This is a genomic window from Enterobacter sp. DSM 30060, from assembly GCF_013375955.1.
Taxonomy (GTDB): Bacteria; Pseudomonadota; Gammaproteobacteria; order Enterobacterales; family Enterobacteriaceae; genus Enterobacter; species Enterobacter intestinihominis.
The window spans coordinates 4,479,938-4,500,360 of the sequence record NZ_CP056118.1; the positions used below are offsets into that span (position 1 = coordinate 4,479,938).

Consider the following 20,423-nt stretch of genomic DNA (forward strand, 5'->3'; position numbering starts at 1 on the left):
TGTGTCTAATCAGTTCCGCAGGGAAGAAATTGTGCTGCGTCAGAGAGCGTATGCAGCAAAGTGGTGTCCTGAGGGTTGCCCATCCACACCGCCACGGCGGTATAGTTATCCTGAGCTTTGCCCTCCTGTTCAGCATTCTTTTGAATGATTTGGTTCATCAAGGTCAGCCACTCTTGTGGCGTATTGACCATGTGCAGCGACTGTTTCATCTGCTCTTCGCTGACGCCGTGCCAGAAACCGTCGGTGCAGAGTAAAAACGCATCACCGTCTTCAACCTGCACGACATCGCTGTAGCTCGCTTCCGGTCCGCCATTCTCAATACCCAGCGCCAGATACAGGAGGTTGCTGTTGAGATCGTCGGTCTGATGCCCGGCATCTTTCATCTGCTGCACCAGGCTGTGGTCGGTGGTGACGTGCCACAGCCAGCCGCGGCGAAACAGGTACAGGCGGCTGTCTCCGGCGTGCGCCCAGTAAGCCAGACGGTAATCCCTGTCGATAAACAGGCTGACCAGCGTGGTGCCCATCCGGCGATAGTCCTGCACGGCCTGTTGTTCGCTGAGGATGGTGCGGTTCGCCGTTTGGACGTAGTCACGAATATGCTGCGCATTCAGGTGCTTGTCGCCGTCAAAGCGGGAAATAATGCTGTTGCGGGCCAGCTCAGCGGCCACTTCGCCGCCCGGCAGGCCCGCAATGCCGTCACAGACGACAAAGCAGGCTGAACGTTCCCCGATGGTTTCTCCCGTCTGATCCTGGTTGCTGGCGCGCGTCCCCTGGCGGGAGAGAGAAGCCGTTGCGATATTCATTTTTCTTCCGATCCGCTTTGTGAGTCTTTGTACTGATTGACCTCCATGTCATAGGCATGGAGGAAGGCTTCGCCAAACAGGGTATGGAAGTCGTCCTCGATCTCGCCCGCCGTCTCGCCATAGCTGCGAACAAAATAATCCCACAGCGCGGCTTTACGGCTGCCCGGCAGCGCCAGGCGTGACGTCATTCCGTTCTGTTTCGCCTGCTCTTCCAGCTGTTCCGGGTTAAAGGATTGCAGCATGGCGGCGATAATGGCACGGATACCGGAGATCATCCCCAGCTGGTGCGCCTGCAGATCGATCAGCGCATCACGCACCGATTTGGTCGGCGGCATAAAGCCCGGCATCGGCGTGCCGAACATCTGGATCAGGACCGTTTTACCGGTTGGCAGCAGCTTGAACGGGTTGTTGGCATCGTCGAGCACCATGGTCATATCAGCCTTCACCCCACGCTTGAGGATGGAGCGCGAGGAGAGCAGCGCCACGGTCCCCTGCGAGAACATGCCCAGGATCTGCCCCAGCTGACGCATATTTTCCCGGTCAAACTGCGGCACCGGCTGCATTTCGCTCAGGCCCATGCCCTCCAGCAGCGCCTCCAGCAGTTCGCCCTGAAGCACCTCGCCCCGCTCGCCGGTCTGCGCTGAGGCAGCAGGCGATGCAGCGTTTTTAACCGGGTCGATACGCAGGCGGCCTTTCGGTGCCTGCGCGTTGCTGCGCGCCACGGCCTGCGGCGTTGGCATGGTGAAGCCAGCGTAATCGGGACGCGCGGACTCTTCTTCCGCGCGCGGCGCGTCCTGTGGTTCAGTCGGTTCCGGATCGAACAGCGGTGAACTGGCCAGCACATCCTCTTCCTGTGCGGCTTGCGCTTCAGGCTTTGGCTCCGGCTTATCAGCCACGATTTCATCCGGATGGGTTAACGGCGCGCCGCCCATCAGGCCAAGGGGGTCATCGTGACGCGCGGCAGGCGCGCTCGCCGACCCGCCAAACAGGGCTAACGGATCGAGTTCATCCGACGCCTCTTCCTTTGGCTGGGCAGGTTTGCTTTCGTCCGGCTGTACCAGCGTTGAAGGGGTGACATCGTCAAAGATGCTCTCTTTTTTAAACAACGCTTCATCGCTGAACAGCGTGTCCGGGTCCACGTTTTTACGTTCAAGCGACGGATCGGCATCGTTGAACATCGCCAGCGGGTCTTCGGCATTCCGCTCCGGGGCCGCAGGCTGGGAGAACGGGTCGTGGGAGGCCGCGGGCTGTGGCTTTGCCCGATTGCTGGAGATGCTGTCGGAGATGGAGAACTCCTGCATCAGGCTGTCCCAGATTTCCGACGGCACGGCCGTAGGTTCAGCTTTTCCGCGAGGCGCGGCGCTGGCCGGTTTCGGTTGTGCCGCCGGAGCAGGTGTCGCCGCTGGGCGCGCCTGCTGCATGCTGGCCGCCATGCGGCTTACGGGCTGGGTGTCATGAATGAGTTCGCTGACTTCAATGCGATAATCATCAATACCGAGAATATCCCCATCCTGAAGCTCAACCTGACGCCCACGCTCCAGCGGAATATCATTCAATACCACGCGGGTGACGCTGCCACGGTTCGTGACGCGACATTCGCCGCTGGCGTCGACGTGAACGATGGCCTGCAAACGCGAGATGGTGCGATCGTTGTCCGGCAGCACCAGATTGTTATCCGTACCGCGCCCAATGGTGCCGCCCGGGGCATAAAAATCACAGCTGCTTTGCGGCGGCTGATGACCGGGTTTCGTAGAAATAATCGTGAATCGCATGGCGTATTCCTGCTGGTATGATTAGCGCTCAAACGCTGCCGCTCTCGGGGGTGAGAACGGCGGGGTTTGGGGGTTAAGGGCTGATTAAAGCTATTTGACTACATTCAGGAAAATAATGCCGATAAGCAGCCATAGCGTAAAAAGTAAGGCCTGAACTTTATAGCGTCGATGCAGTTTTAATATCCAGCCGATTCTCTCTTCCGGTAAAGCCTGAACGAATTTATAGGCATCATCCTGAACATTTCTGTCTTTGGTAAATTTCATCTTCACGCCTTTGCGAAGACGAACAAACCAGATTATTTTTTGATAGTTCGCCAGCGAGCCAAAAAAAGATGCGTAATTTGTCACCAGATCGAGATCGTAGCCTTTTTGGCGATATTCTGAAAGAAGCTGATTATATTCGGCCTCGTGTTTTTTAAAATAAAGAGAACTGATGAAGTCCATAATTACGACAAGTAAAAATAAAACAACGATCAGAAATAAAAGAATATTTTCTACATTCACCATAGTTTATCCATGACATATTCAGTTGCTCCACCGGCAACTTCGCCACCAATGTATCCACCCGCAGCGGCGCCTACCACAGAACACGCGAGCAACCCTACACCACCTGTTGCCACGCCCAATGCAACACATACGCCAGCCCCAGCCATGGCACCATATTTTCCGCCATAAATCCCGCCCGCAAGACTGGCGCCAAATTGACTGTACTTCTTAACGGCGACTTTGGAACAACTCTGCTCTCTACCTACTGTACAGGCATCGTAAACTTCATTGGTTGTGTTTGCTCCAGCGAAGCCGATAGCAAGCCATCCTCCCATTTTCAGAAAACGGGCAGCTTTTGATGCATTGTCTACATATGTTGAATACCCTCGTATTGAGGCAACACCCGCAGTACTCCATTCGTGGACAATTGACCTGCTTGATAAACCTAAAGCGTGCTTGATTTCTTCATAAGGTTTCAGTTTCAGCGTTAGTCTGGACAGCTTATTTAATAAAACGTCCAGCTCAGAAAAAAGTTTTTGCCTCTCAACAAAAAACTGCTGCCCGATCAATGTGCCTTGCGTTCTGTATTGATTTTGATAAGCCAGTTCGATAGCTTTTAATTTCTTTTCTATTTCGCTAAAGTACCTTTCACCTGCATCAGCAACCACCCCGAGAGATTTATCCATAAAATTAGTTAATGCTGCGATGGTACTAAAATGCTTGTTAAAGAAATTAGCTTCATCTGTATTCAGTTCTGCCAATGCTCCATTAACCTTTTGCTTTGCATTTTGTAATTGTTTTAGCTGAACCGCATTTTCAGCACCCGGAGCATTAAGGATCAATATTTGCCCGGGTTTTAACCACCGTGTGTCCCTGTTCACTTGCATAAAATAACGTGCCGCTTCACTGTCTGGTTTATTGAACAGTAGTCTTGCCTGGAAATCTAACGTACCAGCCTGCTGAACAACACAATAACCAGGAGCAACCGTTGATTTTACACTCATATTGACATCCCTTTGCAAACGAAATTAAGTCTCTGTAAATAATGACCGGGGAAAACTCCCCGGCCATACGGGCAATTACGCTTCTTTGTTCTCTTTGATGTTCCAGCCAGCGCTGCTTTCAGCACCTTTACCACCGGCAGTGGTCTGCTCCCAGTACTGCTGTTTCACTTTCGCAGCCTGGAATGCATAGGTCACGCCAACGGTATCGCCGTTGTCGGCACCGGTGTACTGAACGGAAGTCACGAGAACGTCTTCCAGGGTGATGCGGGTATATTCAACCTGCTGACCACCCGCTTTGCAGACGGACAGTTCAACTTTGGTCAGGTGCTTACCGCTTGCGCAGTGTTTCAGGATTGCTGTAGTGGATTTGTCGATCAGAGCGTTAACGTGCAGATCGTTAAAGTTAACCTTACCGGCACCGCCGCCGCCACCAACGCTCATATTACCCGGCTGGGACGCGCCCCAGGAGAAGGAGGTAATATCAGTCCAGCCGGTGTGGTTAGAATCTTTAGATTCGCCCGTAACACCCTCGACCTTCAGAAACATATCAATAGCCATAATATCTACTCTTCGTGGATGAACAATATTGCTTTCGAAAAAGCCCTTATATGGGAAACAGGAAAGCATGGGGCTGAATAAAACCGTCCATATTTTACCTCTGCCTCATATCAAACGACCCGTGTCATTTGACAGTCTTACATTCCCCCTGAATGAACGGAAAGAATGTGAAGTCTTTTACTACGGCGGATTATCCTGAATCCAGGTACGATCAGGATCGCCAATGATGAGCTGCGGAACCAGTTTATTCAGTTCGTCGCTATGATAAAGACGTAGACAATTTAAGGTTACGCCTTTTACATCAGGTTTGCGCTCCGAGTGGAAACCATTAATTTGGTTTTTATACTTCCCAATAATGGCGTTAACTTTGTCAGTACCGTTTTCAGCATCAAACGGCATCCACTCAATAAATGCACTCGCACTGCGGGCCGCATCAGCAGAAAATTGACTGCCTTTATCTGCAACCTGCGCAAGGCAGCGCGCCAGGACCAAATCTTTTACCACCTGCCGGTATGTTTGCTGCTGATAAAAATCAACGTAAGGGTTGTCACCGCGAGCAGAAAAAGATAAGCAAGTGAGCAAAAGAAATGCGGCCTTTAGAAACCTGAATATAATTATTTTAATTCCCAAAACCAGATTTCCTGACAGTACGGAAAGCAATCGGAGTTACATATAAACGAATTATTACTCAGAGGCTCGATAAGGTCGATATGACCACCCCCATACCCATCAATTTTATTGAAGAAAACAACACCTTTTCGGCCCAACATTGAGCGTGCACCAGCCTCGCGGTCTTTAAAGATTTCTGCCTTGCCAAACACATGGGATTTATAAAGCTGATCGGCAAGTAATTTTGCGCCAGGCTCGATTGTTTTTCCCTTATAGGGACCGGTCTTTATGGGTAAACGCCCTGTAAATTCAACATTGCATTTTAACAATGCCAGGCTCATTCTTACCGCACAGGTATTTTCGTATGCCGGTTGTTGCTTGATAATCGTCGAATAATCGTAGCCAATTTCTGAAAAAACCTGTTCACCCGAGGCAAAACCCGCGCGTGTGTGATTTGAAGAGTAATGCTGACGTTTAAGTTGTTCGTATAATGGTCTCATTTGTCACTCTCCTTTTTTGCACGGGCGTAATTCTTTCATGCCGTCAATGATGATTTTTGAAGCGCGCTCCTCGCCTTGCTGTTTCGATAAGTTCGCAAAACGAGAATAGAGAAACTCATGTATTGTATTTGGCAAAAAAGGCCTGCCCTTGCACCATGCAGTGCCCTCAGACGCGTCGACTACGCCGAGAAGATACATATTTGCCTTAATGCGTTCACGTTCATTCGTTTTCGACAGCCAGGCTTTAGCAAAACGCTCTGCACTCAGATTTAAATCGTACCCTGTTAACAGCGTCGGATCGCGTTGGAAGTTTGATGTGTCATCCTGAGGCAATGCTTCCGCTTGAGGGTATTTGTAATTTCCTGCCTCCGCGCTTGCGAGAGTAGAAACTGCCAGCAAACTGGTCGCGATCAAAAGTATATGTTTCACCGTCTATCCTTATTCACTGACAGAAACAGGCTAAGCTCTTCCGCTCAAATTGCCGGCCCCTTCGGGCCGGCAATCATCATTACGCGTCCTTCGTCTTCAGCGACGGCAGTTTAGATACCAGACGCAGGGAAACGGTCAGGCCTTCCAGCTGGTAGTGTGGACGCAGGAAGAACTTCGCGGCGTAGTAGCCCGGGTTGTCTTCAATTTCCTGCACCTGCACTTCCGCCGCCGCCAGCGGTTTACGGGACTTGGTTTCCTGGGAGGAGTTAGCCGGGTCGCCGTCCACGTAGTTCATCACCCAGTCGTTCAGCCAGCGTTCCATCTCTTCTCGCTCGCGGAAGGAGCCGATTTTGTCGCGCACGATGCACTTCAGGTAGTGAGCAAAACGACAGCAGGCGAACAGGTAAGGCAGACGGGAGGCCAGACGCGCGTTAGCGGTGGCATCCGGGTCGTGATACTCGGCCGGTTTTTGCAGGGACTGCGCGCCGATGAAGGCGGCGAAGTCGGAGTTTTTGCGGTGAACCAGCGGCATAAAGCCGTTTTTCGCCAGCTCGGCTTCACGACGATCGCTGATGGCGATCTCGGTCGGGCATTTCATGTCCACGCCGCCGTCATCGCTCGGGAAGGTGTGGCACGGCAGGTTTTCCACCGCCCCGCCGGACTCCACGCCGCGAATCGAGGTGCACCAGCCGTACTCTTTGAAGGAACGGTTGATGTTGGCGGCCATCGCGTAAGCCGCGTTCGCCCAGGAGTAGCTGTTGTGGTTCGCGCCGTCGGTCTGCTCTTCAAAGTCAAAGCTGTCGACCGGATTGGTGCGAATGCCGTACGGCAGACGCGACAGGAAGCGCGGCATGACCAGGCCCAGATAACGGGCATCTTCCGATTCACGCAGTGAACGCCAGGCGGCGTATTCGGTGTTCTGAAAGATTTTTGTCAGGTCGCGCGGGTTAGCCAGCTCCTGCCAGGACTCCATCTGCATCACGCCCGGCGCGGTGCCGGTAATGAACGGACAGTGGGCCGCAGAGCCGATGCGCGCCATCTCGCCCAGCAGCTCAACGTCCTGCGGGCTGTGGTCGAAGTAGTAGTCGCCTACGATGCAGCCAAACGGCTCGCCACCGAACTGGCCGTACTCCTGCTCGTAGATTTTTTTGAAGATCGGGCTCTGGTCCCAGCCCACGCCCTTGTAGCGCTTCAGGGTGCGGCCCAGCTCCTGCTTGGAGATGCTCATAAAGCGGATCTTCAGCATCTCGTCGGTTTCGGTGTTGTTCACCAGATAGCTCAGCCCGCGCCAGGCGCTCTCCAGCTTCTGGAACTCCTCGTGGTGAATGATCTGGTTCACCTGCTGTGAAAGCTGCTCGTCAATACCGGCAATCAGGTTCTGAATGGTGCGGTAGGTATCGTTTGAGAAGGTTACGGTGTTTTCCAGCGCCTGCTGCGCCAGGGTTTTTACCGCGCTTTCTACGGCAGAGCGCGCCTGATCGGTTTTCGGGCGGAACTCTTTATTCAGCAGCGCGCTGAACTCGTCCTGGCTGAAGGCCTGGCCCGCCTGCTGATCGTGTTGTTGAGTCTGGTTGCTCATCGATTATTCCTCGCTACCTTTCGCACTTTCGTCATTTTTTGGCATCTGGCTCAGGGATTTGAGCAGCGTCGGATCCTGAAGGATTTTTGCAATCAGCTCTTCCGCGCCGTTTTTGCCGTCCATGTAGGTCAACAGGTTAGAGAGCTGGGTACGAGCCTCCAGTAGCTTGTTCAGCGGCTCAACCTTGCGGGCCACCGCGTCCGGCAGGAAGTCGTCCATGCTGTCAAAGGTCAGATCGACGTTGAGCTTACCTTCGCCGGTCAGGGTGTTATCCACCTGGAACGCCACGCGCGGCTTCAGCGCCTTCATGCGTTCGTCGAAGTTGTCGATGTCGATTTCAAGGAACTTACGCTCGTCGACGGCTGGCAGGTTTTCCACCGGCTTGCCAACCAGATCGGCCATAACGCCCATCACAAACGGCAGCTGAATTTTGCGTTCTGCGCCGTAGATCTCTACGTCGTATTCGATCTGCACGCGGGGAGCACGGTTGCGTGCGATGAATTTCTGTCCACTGTTACTCATTGCCATGATGTTCTCCATCAAAGATGCGCGGTGAAGGTGAAACGGCAGACTCCATGCCTGTCGTCATAATGCCAGGACGCGTCATTCGCGGCGTCCAAAGATGTTTTCCAGTTGGTTAACGCCGTCTGGCGCCAGGTCGCGAATAATGTCCATAAAGTTGAGTTCAGACAGCCGCTGCACCCGTTCAATCATCAGCGGTGCGGGGTGGCTGGGTTCGTACTGCGCAAAATACTGTTTCGCTTTTTCCAGCATCAGCTGCGCGTCGGCGCGGCTGGTCACCTGCACGCTGCGCCAGTCCGTCACCTGCTGAACGGGCGACGCGGTCACCGGCTGCGGCTCGGCGTGCTGCTCAGCCTGCGCGTCACGGTTCGGCAGCAACTTGCTGATATCGGTCACCTGACAGGCGCTCGAAACTTGCCCGACGGTTTTCAGCAGCTGTTCCATCTCCGGTACGCCACTTTCCCCGAGATAGCCGGTAAGCAGTTCACGGATGGCGAGCAGGCGTTCGTTGATCACGATTACCGCTTCGGTGCCTGGCTGATCGCCCCGGGCCAGCTCATCGATCAGTCGTGGACGACCGCCCGGATAATCCGGACACTCTGTTTTACTGCCATCAAGCAGCGCCTGGGCGTCACGGAGCGAAATCTCATCGCCGTTAGAGCGGAGCAGTGAGGCGTTACGCACCGCGACCGTCAGGTCAGATTTATCGCTCAGCCCGGCGAGGGCGTTAATGCGGTAGAACGGATCGGTTTCGCCATACTCTTCCAGCAGCGGGTAAAGTTGCTCCCAGTAACGGGACAGGGCTTCCTGCACCAGCAGTAGCCCGTCGGCGTAACCTGCCAGCCCGCGACGACGCGTCCAGGCATGGGTTAACGCCAGCATGACGCGAAGATCTTTGGTGCGGCCCAGCAGGCTGGTGGCGAGTTTTTCCACCGTGTTCCAGTCGGCAGGCTCTGCCGGAATGATGGTGTCGCCAAACTGCTGTTCGGCTTTGCCCTGACTGGCCTGCCCCATGGCCTGGAAATCAGCGTCGTACTCCAGGTTTTCACCGCAGGGGTTATCGGGGCTTATCGGCGCGAGAAATTCATCGATATTCATAAGATCCCTGCTTATTCAAACATAGGCGGGTAAAGACCGTGGCGGCCCGGACGGGCGCCGCCTGCCGGATCGAACAGCAGCGTAAAGAGCTGCCCGGTGAAGTTTCCGCTGTGGACGTGGGTGTAAAGCGGATAGCCGTCGCAGCGGTTTGTCCACCAGTAGCTGGTCTGGCGCAGCGGATCAAAACACTCCGCCGCCTGCGGCCAGCCCAGCGTGCTCTGACCCTCGTCGTCATAGCCAATCACGTCGAGAATGTCGGAACGCTTTTGCGGCTCAACCGGCTGGGGCGCCGGGATGGTCATCAGCATTTCATCCAGCTGGGAGGCAGAATAGCTGTTACGCACCGCGTGCAGCCCCAGACGGCCAAGCTGCTGGTACCAGCTTTCAGCCTGCCCGAGCAGACGGGATGACCACTCGGTCGGGGTGAAACTCAGTTGCAGGCATACCGGATAGTGGCGGCCTACGCTGTCACGGCCCGGCAGCAGGCAGCCCATCTGAATCATCTGGCTACCAAGCATCGGCGGGACGACAAAGTTCCACACCGGGGCTTTAGAAAACGGGCGCTCGCCGCTGCGCTGCTCTTCCTGTTGCCAGGCCAGCAGGCCGACCTGAAACCAGTGCGACCACTGGCGTTGCAGGGTATCCGGAAAGCGACGCTGCAAAAAATCTCCGGCGCTGGGTAATTTGCCATACCAGCTATAACGGTTCATCGCAGGGGTATTCGTCATACGGCTGTCCTTGCGGTTATGGGCATGAGAAACGGGGAAGCTGGAACGGGTTACGGATGCTGTTCGGGGCAAACTCCAGCGTGACCTGATGTCCGTCGACGTTGAAGGTCGCCTGACGGCTCAGGCTACCCGCGCCAGGACTGGTGCGCGCCTTGTCGAAAAAGCGGTTCAGCGCCCAGGAACCGTTGGTCACCAGCGTTGCGGTGCTGCCATTGGCAAGACCGAGCTGCATACGCACCTGGTTCGTCCCGCCCGGCCCCGGCCAGGTCATGATCTGCACCGCCTGCGGACCGTGGCTGTAGCGCAGCAGTTGGCCGTCCACGTCCAGCGTCAGGTTCAGAATGGTATTGTCCATACGCACGGTGCGCACCGTCACCTTGAAGGATGGCGTGGTCGCGCCGTTTGCGAAGAAGGCATCGCGGACAGACTGCGCCTGCTGGAACGGACGCAGCAGCCCTTCACTGCCCGGCAGCGTTTTACCGTCGATGCCCGGCATAAAGCGCCAGTTCGCCTGGGTGGTGTCCACCTTGTTGGTCAGGTTGTCGCGGAAAAAGGTGTCCATCAGTCCGGTGCCCGGCGCGAACATGCGGGCGAGATCGTCCGGCGTCACCTCAGTGCTGGCGCTGCGCACCAGCGGATAACGCCCGGCAATCGCCTGACGGCAGAACCCACCCACTTCCACGTTAATGCGCTTACGCACGTTCTCCAGATCGCGACGCTGAGTGTCGCTGCTGGCGCCGACGGCCATATTGCTGAACATGGTTTGCAGCCCGCCCGGCAGACGTCCCGCGCTGGCTTGCAGGCGGCTGATTGCATCGCCGCCCGGCGCAGGCATACCGCTGTTGGCTGCATCCTGAACGGCGGTCAGGTAGCGATAAAGCTCGTCAACCTGCTTAAGAAAATCATCAAAGACGATGGTCTTGCCGCCCTTCTCCAGCGGCTGCGCCAGCTCAATCATCGGCGCATAGTGGTCGGTCACCAGTTGCTCAGGCGCCTGCGTCACAACCGCGCCCTGCGTCGGGGCATTGTCACCGTTGCTGAACAGTGCTTCCAGCGTGCGGGTGGCGCGGTTGCTTTGGTCTTCCGCTTTCTGCGCATCTTCCGGCGCAGGCGCAGTGCGCGACAGGGTCAGCACCTTGCTCAGGTTAAGTACCAGACGGCGCAGCGGCGAATTGGTGCCTGAAAGCAGGCGCGCGGTGTTGATACGCTGGGAAAGATCGGCGCTGTTGTTGAGCTGAATGTCAGCGAGAAAGCGATCCCAGTTAACGATAAAGTCGCGCATGTAGAGCTGACGCACGGCGTTGTCGATCTGCTGTTTATCTTCCTGGGCAGTGGTCGCTCCCAGTACCCAGGCATCGTCCTCGTGCAGGGCGGTGGTCACGCTGTCGATCTGGTCGTTGAAGCTTTTCCAGTAGCCGTCCGGCGTATAGAGGCCCGGTACGCCCTCACTCACCGGCTTGCCGCTTTTACGCGAAAACACCAGCTCGCTCTGCGGGCCGCCGAGATCAGAAAGCGAAACCGGCTTCAGGTTCTCATCATGCTCCAGCAGACGTTTCAGGCGCCCATATACGCGTGTTGAGAGCGGCTGCTGGTTGATCAGCGCCCTCTCGCGGGCCACCAGATCCTCATCCTGCGCATACGGTGAAGCCTGAATTTTTGGCTCCAGCAGCAGCTTCAGGTGCCATTCCAGCTCCTGAAGCTGCGCCTGCGTCACGTTCTGCGGCAGGTTGCGTTGCAGGTTGAGCATAACCCACGAGTGCAGGAATTTACCGTCATAATGCTTAGGCTGGTAGAGCATCTGATAGGCTTTCAGCGCCTCATAGCTGTACTCCACGTCGCTGCCGTTGTCGTTGCGCAGCCAGGTGGTAATGTGCATCGCCACGGCAGGCAGCAGCATCTGATCCAGCGCCTTCTGATACAGAGACTGCGAGGCATCGCTGACGTCATCCCCGCGATAAAGCCCCATGCGGCGGGAAACCGGCGGGTTGTTAACGTCGAAGGCATCGCTTTTCGGCAGATCCACCAGGCTGTTAAGCAGCGGCAGAAGCGCAAACAGATCTCGCTGGGGCTGGTTTTGCAGCGCCTTGCTCTGCTGCTCCAGCATCGGCACTTTTGCATCTACCTCTTCCAGATAAGCTTTATTTTTGGCGTAGCTGGTCAGCCACAGACCACCCAGGATCACCAGCAGGGCCAGCAGCGCCGCGTAGCCGGACCACATCACGGCGCGGTTGCGCAGCTCCCACCAGCGGTTTTCCCCGGCGATGCCCGCTTCCTGGAAAATCACGTTTTGCAGCAGATTTTTAATGAAGAAGCTTTGGCCCTTCGCGCCCGGGATCGGCGCCTCTTTGCTTACCGAATCCCAGCGCGTGCTTTCCTCCCCTTCAGGTAAGGAGAGCGCGCGGTTCAGCTCGCCCATCACGCGGTCAAACGGCATCCCTTCCTGGGTGCCGCTGGCAAAGTAGATGCCGCGCGGCGAAAATTCGGTTTCGAAGTTTGAGCGGGCAAAGACCGTGCTCAGGTAGTCTGCCAGCAGCGGACGCAGCGCGGCGAACTCCTGCGGGAAGAGATAGGCTTCCGCACGGGTTTTGGCGTCATGCTCTTTAAGCATGGTTTCCGGCAGGCCAGCATCCAGACGCTGTTGCAGCAGGGAAAATTCCTGCTGGAAGTTGCCCATCAGGTCGTAATCGGCGTGTTTGGTCTGCTCCCACGGCAGCGTAAAGCCCCAGATCTGATCGCGCTGGGCTTTGTCGTAATCCGCAAACCAGGCGCGGAAGCCTTTAAGCAGATCCGCTTTGGTCACCATCACATACACCGGGAAGCGAATCCCCAGCTGTTCATGCAGCTCGGAGAGACGCTGGCGCAGGTTGACCGCCTGCTGGCGGGAGGCCTCAGCGGACTGCGAAAGCAGGTCGGAAATGCTGATGGTGATAATCACGCCGTTGATGGGCTGGCGACGGCGGTATTTACGCAGCAGGTTGATAAATTCCAGCCACTCCCCGGCGTCCTGAACCTGCTCGCTCTCCTGAGTGGTGTAGCGCCCCGCGGTATCCAGCAGAACCGCCTCGTTGGTAAACCACCAGTCACAGTTGCGCGTGCCGCCAATGCCGCGCAGCGCGGTTTTACCGAAGCGGTCCGCCAGCGGGAATTGCAGCCCGGAGTTGGCCAGCGCGGTGGTTTTACCTGAACCCGGCGCGCCAATAATGACGTACCACGGCAGCTGATAGAGGTACTGCGTACTGAAGCGCTGCGTCCACTGCGCGCCATGTCCCGCTTTGCTGAAGTGGGCTTTTTTCAGCATCTGGGCGGCTTCATCGAAACGCCCGGCAAGGATCTGCTCCTCGCTGTTCAGACGTTTCTGCGGATCGGCCGCCTCCGGGCTGGTGGTATTTTCGTTAAGCTTGTCCATCAGCTTACGGTTCAGCCAGGCGTTATACAGCCGCGGCAGAATGTGGCTCTGAGCCCAAATCAGGTAGACCACCGCAATGCTGATGACGCGGTTCTGCTCTGATTCAAGGGGCCGGGTGTCCACGATGGACAACAGCGGGCCAATCATCCAGATGACCGCCGCGAGTGCCGTTACGCCCAGGAAGCTCCACAGAATGCGATTGGTCAGTATAGAAAGTAGAGTAGTCAGCATCCTTAGTTTCCTTGCGGCAATCCGTTCAGCTCGGCCTGGGTATTGTCAGGCGATACCAGCAGCGTAATCTCCACGCGGCGGTTACGGGCGCGATTTTCAGGCGTCGTGTTAGGCGCTACCGGGTTGATCTCGCCCCGCCCTTCGGCTTTGACGCGCTCAGGCTGCGAGAGGCTACCCTGGAGCTGTTTTTGCACCGAACGGGCGCGCTCAAGCGAGAGTTCATAGTTAGAGGCGAAGCGTGCGCTGCGGATCGGCACGTTGTCGCTGTACCCCACCACCAGAATTTTGCCGCTGACGTTATTCATCGCCTGGGCGATGCGGTCGATGACCGGCTCATAGCGATCGCGCACCACCGTTGAGGCCGAGGCAAAGAGTCCGTCCCCTTTCAGGATCACCACGCTGCGATCCGCCTCATCCTTAACGGCCACCAGACCGGCATCAATTTCCGGTTTCAGGAAGCCGCGCAGGTTCAGTACCGCCGGCAGCTGGCGCGCAGGTTGCTGGATCGTGGTTTCCGGCAGTTGGGACTGGTAAATTTTCGCCAGCACCGGGCTGGTGTTATCACCGAGACGCCAGTTCAGCACGATATAGAACAGGCAGGCGATAAAGCCGACCAGCGCCACGCACGCCCAGAGTGGAATCATCGGCCGCCAGAGCTTGCGCAGAACGGGGCGATCTTCCGGGTGCGGCGAGAGCGGCGGCGGGTAGCTGCCGCGAACGCCACGGATCATCTGCCACAGGCGCTGTTTGATGGTTTCAAGCTGGGTCCGGCCATTGTCCAGCACGCGGTAGCGGCCTTCAAAGCCGAGCAGCAAACAGTAGTTGATCATCTCCAGCAGCAGAATGTGTTCGCGCGGATTCTGAGACAGACGTGCCAGCAGCTGGAAAAACTTCTCGCCGCCCCAGGTTTCGTTATGAAACGTCACCAGCAGACCATTGCTTGACCAGACGCCGCTGCTTCCCCAGGGGGTCAGAGCGGCGGCTTCGTCCAGCGCCGTGCAGAGGCAGTAGCGCGCGCCGACAATCACTTCATATGGTAAGCCCGCCTGCTGGCATCGCACCTCGAAACGGCGAATTTCGTCAATCAGGCGCTGGCGCAGCCCGACCTGATCGTCGTGGGAAACCGAATGACGGATTTGCGGAATCGCATTGAGCAGCGGATTGGCGGCCGCCACCAGCTGATTGTTCCCACTGGCTCCGGTAAACACGGCATCACTGCCGGTATCCTGTCGTTCCTGCATATTAAGCGCTCGCTTTATTATTCTGTCGGGCTACGGATGGCCCAGAACTCCATATCGAGACCCGGGAATTCCCCTGCGAGATGCAGCGCGAATGCCCCAGACTTGTCCATCTCGTGCCACAGTTCGCTGCCCCTCTCGAGCTCGAAATAGCTGTAGCCTGCATGCCACGGGATCTGCGGCGGCGCGACGGGCATTGCCCGAAGCATGATGCCCGGCAGTTGGAGCTGAACCAGATCGCGAATTTTCGAGACTGGCGCAACCTTCATCTGGGCAGGGAAATGGGTTTGCAGGTGTTCGCCGGGGACATTGGCTTTTACCGCCAGCACGAAGCCAAATTCGCGGACCATGCTGGTCTCCGGTACGGTGGCGATGTTCAGTCCGTGAGAGCGTTCGTGCAGCGGCAGCTGGATGGCATGATCTTCCATGACCAGCGACAGCCCCTGACGCAGCATTAGCATCAGTTTGCCGAAGCAAAGGGCGAGATCGTCATGGTCGTATACCGGCAGTACGCTCTCTGCGGTACGCTGCGGCGTCCAGGTAGCGAGTTCCGTGGCAAACGGCAGCCAGCTTCGCCAGAGCGCTTCAGGGTGAAGCAGCGGCAGCGTTTTTAAATGTGAGATGTCGCCAAGGTGGCGGTTGATCAGCGAAAGAAGCGTGAACTCAACCATCTCGGACGTATTGAAACGCCCCGGCTGGCGCAGACGGCCGCCGATCTGCTGGCTACGCTGCACCAGCAGGCCGTGCAGGTCATTGATCATGCCGTACAGCTGCGGGCTGTTATTGGCGTTCAGCATTGGTGGGATGTAGCTGTTATCCAGCCGCACGTGGTTGTCGTTGCGCTTTTCAGCGACGCACGCCACGCCGATGGCGGTCCATTCTGCCGTCAGATCTTTCTCCAGCATCAGGGTCAGACGCAGGCGGCCAAACTGAACCGTCGCTTCCCCGACCGACATGGCGTTGTCGTCTTCTACCTCTTGTTCAAACGTAATAAAACGCGCCAGAGAAGAGTGCTCCTCGCTGAAAATCACCTCTTCACGTCCACCGCGACGAACCGGCAGCGCAAGCACCACCTTTTCATTGGTAAGATTATCGGGGATTTTTAGCGGGGCCGGACCGTTGCGGTCGCTGCGCACCTGGAAAAAGGTGCCGTCAGGGAGCAAACCGCTACAGTAGCTCAGGGCAATACAGCCCTGGCGAAGCATCGCTTCATCCAGCTCAAGGTCGAGAAAGCCCCAGAGATACGAACGCTGCAAGGCCCCCCACTCACGAACGTGGTTGAGGAGGTAACTTTCTGTCCGCTGAAAATGGTGGGGACGCAGGAACATGCCCTCGGTCCAGACGACCTTTTCTGCTTTCGTCATGATGATCTCTTTCCTGTTATGAAGGGCGTTACTGGCTGATGACCCGGATACCATTTACGTCAAGGAAGACGCTGGCCTGGAGTTCATCTGCGGACCATTTCCAGAACTGGTAAATCGCGTTTTCGCCGGGAACAGGCAAAGGAAGTGAGACGCGCCATTTTTTGCCGTCCAGTGCCTGGTATTCCGCCATTACGCCGATATAGCGCGCTTCCGGTGAGCTTTGACCGCTCAGGGTTTTCGAAAGCTGGCCCGGCATCAGGAAGAACACATCGCTGTTCAGCAGATTCGCGCCAAGCGTGGCTGACGCGTTGTTCTGTAAGGAGTAGAAGTCGCTGGACATGAAATCCGCATCGGATTTCAGCAGCAATACTCTGACCTTAAGCGGTGCAGAATCATTGATTTGAGGATGAGCCTGAAACTGAAGATTGTAGCGGGAGGGGTCGCTGTGTGAAGACGACGTACAACCACCGATCAGCGCGAGAATCAACGCAAAAAAAGGGAACCACATCCGATGGAAATTTTTATTATTCATAAAAATATGCTCGTGAAACCCGTTTAGTTCAGGATCCAGGTACCGTTCGCGCTGTCTTTGCAGGCTTTGCTGTTGCCATCGACATCAACACAGGTGGTTTTCTTGCGCGCTTTAGGGCGCAGTGCCTGTTTACGCACGGTGGCTTCGTACTGGTCGGCCTTGATCACGGCACGCATCGGCACGTAACCAATCAGCTGTTCACTCCCTTCATCGGCCAGCGCCATCCAGAAATGTTCAACCTGCCCCAGCACGACGTAAGTTTTTCCGGTCTCAAGCGTACGGATCACTTTTCCACCGTAGTCAGGACGGCTCATCAGGGATGCCGGGTACATAGCACGATACGGTTCATTCACCTGAGTGAACTCCGCCGGAGGGGTAACAGCGTGACGGTGCGTCAGCGTGATGCCATTAACCTGGCTGGTCACAATCGTATCATCGGTGATCGCTGGTTTTTGCGGCGCCTTACAGCCCGCCACCGCCATAACAAACAGAAGTGATAACAATACACGCAGTTTCATATGCTTTTCCGTAGCGATATTTAGAGGATGAAGAGAGGGGATAAAATTTGACTTAGGTGCTATTGTTAAAAAAAGTCAGGTTTTTCCGGGGCGTTACTATTATTTGGGCATAGCTACCGCACGAGCCTTCGAGAATAAGGCCCAGCGTAATCCTGACATATTTTGACAAACGGTAAACAAGTTTACATGAGCTTATCGCCTTTTCAATATTTCCTTTTTCGCTACTGCTGATTCATGAGGCATTCGCCTCACTCTGAGATTAATCTAAAAAATAGAGAAATCGCGCAATTAACTGATTTAAAGACAAAAAAACCCAAAAGAGAACCATTATCACTAACGTAATACCACTATTTCTGCCACTACCATAATTAGTAGAACGGAGAATTTTTCAGTTGCATATGAATATATCTCACACGAATTATTTGTTGTATCGATAGCAAATCGTCAATACTCAGGACGATGTCCCATCAAATTAAGAAAACACAGTAAGGATGAAAAAAATAATTTCACGCCGCAAATTAACTTTATGCTCTCCCCCCTTCTTAAGATAATTTTCTTTCGTCTGGGCCGTATGAATAATTAAGCCTGACTACACTCTTGCTCGCCAAAGCATTGCTCAAAATATAACCCACCCTTTCCAGGTAATGAATAAAGACGCTGCTTTCGACAGGCGAACTTCATTTGGCATTTTACCGTCACTACACTATTGCTTGCTTTCCACCACTCCGACGATTTATTACAAACATGATGAAAATTTGTTATGAGTTCTTTGTTTTCCCGCACCATAGCTTACAGGCCGAGCGGTAAAAACAGGTTAAGTAGGTATCAAAATATGTGCCGGTGCCGACATCGGGGTTGACCATAACCGTGCTCGGTAACTGTCAACGTCCTCCACTTGACTTATATTGTAAGAAAGGTACTTTTCAGGACATGAAGAAGATCCTGATAATTGTTCCTGATGGTGGCATGTTGTTTGAAGCCGCCGGTATAGCCGACATTCTGATGCAGGCCAACCGTCTGCACCCGGACGGTCTGGCGCAGCCCCGCTACCGCATCATTATTGCCACTACCCAGCCTCACCTGGTGATCCATGGCCAGTCCGGCTTAAATCTGCTGGCGGACTATCGCCTGCCGGAGCTGGATCCGCGCGAGCCGCTGGACACGATTATCATCACCGGCCGTGGCATGAATGAGCAGGAAAGCACTGCGGTGGTGGACTGGCTGCACCTGGCCGCGCCGCATGCGGGACGCGTCGCCTCTGTCTGCGGCGGGGCCCTGCTGCTGGCACAGGCCGGACTGCTCGATGGGCGCCGGGCAACGACCCACTGGCGGCTTCTGGAAACGTTGAAAACCCGCTATCCTGCGGTCAACGTTGAGGGCGGCCCGCTCTATGTTCAGGATGGTCCCGTCTGGACGTCCGGCGGCGTCAGTTCCGGGTTTGATCTGACACTGGCGCTGGTAGAGGATGATTACGGCTTCACCCTCGCCCGCAACGTGGCGCAGGATATGGTGATGTACCTGCGTCGGCCTGGCGGCCAGCTACAGTTCAGCCGCTATAATCTGGAGCAGTCCGGCGCGACCGGACCGGTTAGCGAACTGCAAAGCTGGATCCTGCAAAACCTCACCGCAGATTTGTGCGTCGAAAGGCTGGCCGAACGGGTCGCCATGAGTCCGCGCAATTTCACCCGCGTGTTCACGCGTGACGTCGGTGTACCTCCGGCCCGTTATGTCACCGAAGCGCGCCTGGCCGCCGCACGACAGCTTCTGGAGCAGACCCCGTATCCGCTTGAGGTCATTGCCGAAAAAAGCGGGTTTGGGACCAGCATCAACCTGCGCCGCGTTTTTGAAAAGCAGCTTCATCTCACGCCGGGCGAATATCGCCAGCGCTTCCACTGCCGCAGAATGGCGTAATCTGATCCTTTTTTGTCATTTACGCCAACCGACCTGACACCTACAGTAACTCCAAACAACACAGATAAGGAGTGCATCATGGTTAAGGTCGGTATTAACGGTTTCGGCCGTATCGGACGTAATGTCCTGCGCGCGGCGCTGGGCAATCCGGATCTCCAGATTGTGGCCATTAACGATCTGACGGACAGTAAAACCCTCGCCCATCTGCTGAAATATGACTCTCTGCTTGGCACGCTACCGGTACCTGTGGAAGCGGCGGACGGCGCGCTACAGGTTGACGGGCAACGCATCACCGTATTCAGTGAACGCGACCCGGCAAACATTCCGTGGAAAGACGCTGACGTTGAGGTGGTAATCGAAGCCACCGGTTTCTTCACCGAACGTGATAAAGCGGCGGTGCATATCACGAGCGGCGGCGCAAAACGCGTCATTATTTCCGCCCCGGCTAAAAATGATGATCTTACGGTGGTAATGGGCGTGAACCACACGCTGTACGATCCGGCCCAGCATTTTGTGGTCAGTAACGGGAGTTGCACCACTAACGGTCTGGCGCCAGCGGCGCAGGTGCTGCACCAGCAGTTTGGCATTGAACACGGGCTGATGAACACCACGCATGCCTACACCAACAGCCAGGCGCTGCATGACCAGCCAGAAAAAGATCTACGCGGCGCGCGTGCGGCAGCATTATCGATTGTGCCTTATTCCAGCGGCGCGGCAAAAGCGCTCGGGAAAGTAATCCCCGAACTGGACGGTAAACTCACCGGGTATTCCCTGCGCGTGCCGGTGCCAGTGGTGTCGATTGTCGATCTGACGGTGACGCTGAGCCGCAACGTGACCGCCGAAGAGGTGAATGACGCGTTCCGTCAGGCTGCCGGTAGCGGGCCGCTGAAAGGCATCCTGGGCTACAGCGATGAACCGCTTGTCTCCAGTGATTATCAGGGCGACCCGCGCTCATCCATTATCGACGGGCTTTCAACGCTGGTGATTGGCGGGAATATGGTGAAGATCCTGTCGTGGTATGACAACGAGTGGGGCTTCTCAAACCGTCTGGTGGATTTGGCGGTGCTGATGGATAAAAAAGGGTTGTAGGGCTTAAGCCGGGTGGCGTGAAGCTTACCCGGCCTTTCCGTGGTGT

The 20,423-nt window shown here is 55.7% G+C and carries 19 protein-coding genes; 2 read left to right on the plus strand and 17 right to left on the minus strand.

Annotated features, from left to right (window positions below):
• Positions 1-5: 5 nt before the first annotated feature.
• From HWQ15_RS21355 to HWQ15_RS21435, 17 genes are all read right to left on the minus strand, one after another.
• A complete protein-coding gene (locus HWQ15_RS21355; RefSeq protein WP_022648406.1) occupies positions 6-803 on the minus strand; it encodes a PP2C family serine/threonine-protein phosphatase in 798 nt (265 codons plus the stop codon).
• The gene (tagH, locus tag HWQ15_RS21360) at positions 800-2,575 is read right to left on the minus strand and encodes a type VI secretion system-associated FHA domain protein TagH (RefSeq protein WP_063148592.1); all 1,776 of its coding nucleotides are present in this window, start codon (positions 2,573-2,575) and stop codon (positions 800-802) included. The genes HWQ15_RS21355 and tagH overlap by 4 nt, the downstream gene beginning before the upstream one ends.
• Before the next feature lie 90 nt (positions 2,576-2,665).
• A complete protein-coding gene (locus HWQ15_RS21365; RefSeq protein ID WP_063148591.1) occupies positions 2,666-3,082 on the minus strand; it encodes a hypothetical protein in 417 nt (138 codons plus the stop codon).
• On the minus strand, positions 3,076-4,065 hold the full coding sequence (locus tag HWQ15_RS21370; protein ID WP_015570333.1) for a hypothetical protein: 990 nt from the start codon (positions 4,063-4,065) through the stop codon (positions 3,076-3,078). The genes HWQ15_RS21365 and HWQ15_RS21370 overlap by 7 nt, the downstream gene beginning before the upstream one ends.
• Positions 4,066-4,140: 75 nt before the next feature.
• Positions 4,141-4,623 (minus strand): type VI secretion system tube protein Hcp, encoded by a 483-nt coding sequence (locus HWQ15_RS21375; protein ID WP_014884229.1) that lies wholly within the window; start codon positions 4,621-4,623, stop codon positions 4,141-4,143.
• A gap of 180 nt (positions 4,624-4,803) precedes the next feature.
• Positions 4,804-5,253, minus strand: a complete 450-nt coding sequence (locus HWQ15_RS21380; protein WP_063148589.1) for a T6SS amidase immunity protein Tai4 family protein — start codon at positions 5,251-5,253, stop codon at positions 4,804-4,806.
• Positions 5,238-5,732 carry a T6SS effector amidase Tae4 family protein gene (locus tag HWQ15_RS21385; RefSeq protein WP_022648411.1) on the minus strand — a complete coding sequence of 165 codons (495 nt, stop codon included), beginning with the start codon at positions 5,730-5,732 and terminating at the stop codon, positions 5,238-5,240. The genes HWQ15_RS21380 and HWQ15_RS21385 overlap by 16 nt, the downstream gene beginning before the upstream one ends.
• Before the next feature lie 3 nt (positions 5,733-5,735).
• Complete coding sequence (locus HWQ15_RS21390) at positions 5,736-6,161, minus strand: Rap1a/Tai family immunity protein (protein ID WP_038416233.1); 426 nt, start codon at positions 6,159-6,161, stop codon at positions 5,736-5,738.
• Between the two features lie 79 nt (positions 6,162-6,240).
• Positions 6,241-7,740, minus strand: a complete 1,500-nt coding sequence (tssC, locus tag HWQ15_RS21395) for a type VI secretion system contractile sheath large subunit (protein WP_006810956.1) — start codon at positions 7,738-7,740, stop codon at positions 6,241-6,243.
• 3 nt (positions 7,741-7,743) lie between these two features.
• Entirely contained in the window at positions 7,744-8,268 is a 525-nt protein-coding gene (gene tssB, locus HWQ15_RS21400; RefSeq protein ID WP_022648413.1) for a type VI secretion system contractile sheath small subunit, read from the minus strand.
• A 75-nt stretch (positions 8,269-8,343) separates the two neighbouring features.
• Positions 8,344-9,360: a type VI secretion system protein TssA gene (gene tssA, locus HWQ15_RS21405; RefSeq protein ID WP_023300332.1), complete on the minus strand. Its 1,017-nt coding sequence runs from the start codon at positions 9,358-9,360 to the stop codon at positions 8,344-8,346.
• 11 nt (positions 9,361-9,371) lie between these two features.
• On the minus strand, positions 9,372-10,088 hold the full coding sequence (gene tagF / locus HWQ15_RS21410) for a type VI secretion system-associated protein TagF (RefSeq protein WP_045308303.1): 717 nt from the start codon (positions 10,086-10,088) through the stop codon (positions 9,372-9,374).
• A gap of 16 nt (positions 10,089-10,104) precedes the next feature.
• Positions 10,105-13,725, minus strand: coding sequence for a type VI secretion system membrane subunit TssM (tssM, locus tag HWQ15_RS21415; protein ID WP_063148588.1), 3,621 nt, complete (start codon positions 13,723-13,725; stop codon positions 10,105-10,107).
• A gap of 2 nt (positions 13,726-13,727) precedes the next feature.
• Positions 13,728-14,966 (minus strand): DotU family type VI secretion system protein, encoded by a 1,239-nt coding sequence (locus tag HWQ15_RS21420; protein ID WP_003859963.1) that lies wholly within the window; start codon positions 14,964-14,966, stop codon positions 13,728-13,730.
• A 17-nt stretch (positions 14,967-14,983) separates the two neighbouring features.
• Positions 14,984-16,327, minus strand: a complete 1,344-nt coding sequence (gene tssK / locus HWQ15_RS21425) for a type VI secretion system baseplate subunit TssK (protein WP_022648417.1) — start codon at positions 16,325-16,327, stop codon at positions 14,984-14,986.
• A 28-nt stretch (positions 16,328-16,355) separates the two neighbouring features.
• Positions 16,356-16,859, minus strand: coding sequence for a type VI secretion system lipoprotein TssJ (gene tssJ, locus HWQ15_RS21430; protein ID WP_022648418.1), 504 nt, complete (start codon positions 16,857-16,859; stop codon positions 16,356-16,358).
• 23 nt (positions 16,860-16,882) lie between these two features.
• On the minus strand, positions 16,883-17,377 hold the full coding sequence (locus HWQ15_RS21435) for a hypothetical protein (RefSeq protein ID WP_006810964.1): 495 nt from the start codon (positions 17,375-17,377) through the stop codon (positions 16,883-16,885).
• 930 nt (positions 17,378-18,307) lie between these two features.
• On the opposite strand from HWQ15_RS21435, the gene HWQ15_RS21440 reads away from it, so the two are divergent.
• Positions 18,308-19,288: a GlxA family transcriptional regulator gene (locus HWQ15_RS21440; protein ID WP_022648419.1), complete on the plus strand. Its 981-nt coding sequence runs from the start codon at positions 18,308-18,310 to the stop codon at positions 19,286-19,288.
• 78 nt (positions 19,289-19,366) lie between these two features.
• Positions 19,367-20,377: a type I glyceraldehyde-3-phosphate dehydrogenase gene (gap, locus tag HWQ15_RS21445; RefSeq protein WP_023306461.1), complete on the plus strand. Its 1,011-nt coding sequence runs from the start codon at positions 19,367-19,369 to the stop codon at positions 20,375-20,377.
• The last annotated feature ends 46 nt before the right edge of the window (positions 20,378-20,423 follow it).